A 1,558-nucleotide genomic window follows, 5' to 3' on the forward strand; every position below is an offset into this window, starting at 1 on the left:
TTCTGCGAGGCCCTTCTCGATCGGACCCTGCAGTTCTGGCTGGACTGGTTCCGCATATTTCTCCAGGAGGTGGGCGACCTCGTCGATGTCATCATGATCGGCGATGATCTGACCGGTCAGAACGGGCCGCTCTTCAACCCCGAGTTTTACCGCCGGGTTGTCAAACCCCGACAGAAGAAACTGGTTCAGTACATTCGCGCGCACACCCGGGCAAAAATCTGGTATCACACCTGTGGTGCGTGCTCCGTTTATATTCCGGATTTGATCGATAACGGGATCGACATCCTCAATCCCGTGCAGATCAGTGCCCGGGATATGGATCCCCGAACGCTCAAGGCCCAATGGGGTGATCGCCTTGTCTTCTGGGGCGGTGCCATCGACGCGCAGCATGTTCTCCCGTATGCCACACCGCAGGAGATTCGCGAGCACGTTCGTCGCAATCTCGAGATCTGGAAGCCCGGCGGCGGATACGTTTTCAACAACGTCCACAATATTCAGGCCGGGGTTCCTCCGGAGAATATCGTCGCGCTCTACGATGCGGCGTATGAGTACGGCTTTTACGGGAAGTAATCGCCTGGGTTGGTGCAGTAAGCGTTCAAGCAGGTATCAAACAAAAGAACGGCGTCACAGTCCTGGGAGGACGATGACGCCGTCGGACGGGTTGGGAAGAAATCGGGGGCCAGGAGGCTCGGCTTATTCGCTCACGCGAATCGCCACATAGCGCGAGACTCCTTCAGGGGTGACCACCCGCAGGAGGACCCCCTCGCTCAGCGGTTTTGCTTGCAGGGCCTTGGTCAAATCGCTGACACTGGTCACTTTCTGCCGGTTGGCTTCCACGATCACCATGCCTTCTTCAAGACCGGCCAACTGAGCGGGACTACCCGGGGTCACGTTCGTGATGACCACACCCTCTTTGATGTCGAGACCGAGTTGCTGGGCCACATCAGAGGTCAGCGTTTCCACCTGGATGCCCAGTTTGGCAAGGTTCTCGTTTTCCTTCGGCAAAGCGCGATCACCACGACGGAGACGCCCTGGCACACGCTCCATCCCGTATTCGGCGGGTTGTTCGCGGACGATCACCTCAAGTGTGGTCTTCTTGCCGTCGCGGAGGATTTCCACCTTGTGCGGGGCATCGATCGTCGCCTCTTCCACGAGGCTTTGCAGCTCGTTCGGCATGGAGACGGGTTTCCCGTCGAAGCTGAGGATCACGTCACCTGATTTGATCCCGGCCACGGCAGCCGGTGTGTTGGGATACACTTCGGCCACGAGCACGCCTTCATGCGGTTTCACGCCAAGCTGGGACGCCAGGTCCCCTTCGATCGGCTGAATCGCCACGCCGAGGTATCCACGCCGCACGACACCTTTTTCTGCAAGCTGCGTGGCCACAAACTTGGCAAGATTAGAGGGGATGGCAAAGCCGATTCCCTCATATCCACCGGACCGTGTGCTGATGGCCGTATTGATGCCGATGACCTCACCGTCCAGATTCACGAGTGGACCGCCGCTGTTGCCCGGATTGATGGCGGCGTCAGTTTGAATGAAGTTCTCCCGCACGGCA

At 58.6% G+C, this 1,558-nt stretch carries 2 protein-coding genes; one reads left to right on the forward strand and one right to left on the reverse strand.

Annotated features, from left to right (window positions below; translation table 11 throughout):
• The coding region (locus H5U08_RS18335; RefSeq protein WP_297036462.1) for a uroporphyrinogen decarboxylase family protein at positions 1 to 570 on the forward strand (570 nt) is incomplete at its 5' end.
• Positions 571 to 693: 123 nt separating this feature from the next.
• Here the strand turns inward: H5U08_RS18335 and H5U08_RS18340 are convergent.
• Positions 694 to 1,558: PDZ domain-containing protein (locus H5U08_RS18340; RefSeq protein WP_297036465.1), on the reverse strand; the 865-nt coding region annotated here is incomplete at its 5' end.

This window comes from Thermogutta sp., assembly GCF_014359955.1.
In the GTDB taxonomy this organism is placed as follows: Bacteria; Planctomycetota; Planctomycetia; order Pirellulales; family Thermoguttaceae; genus Thermogutta.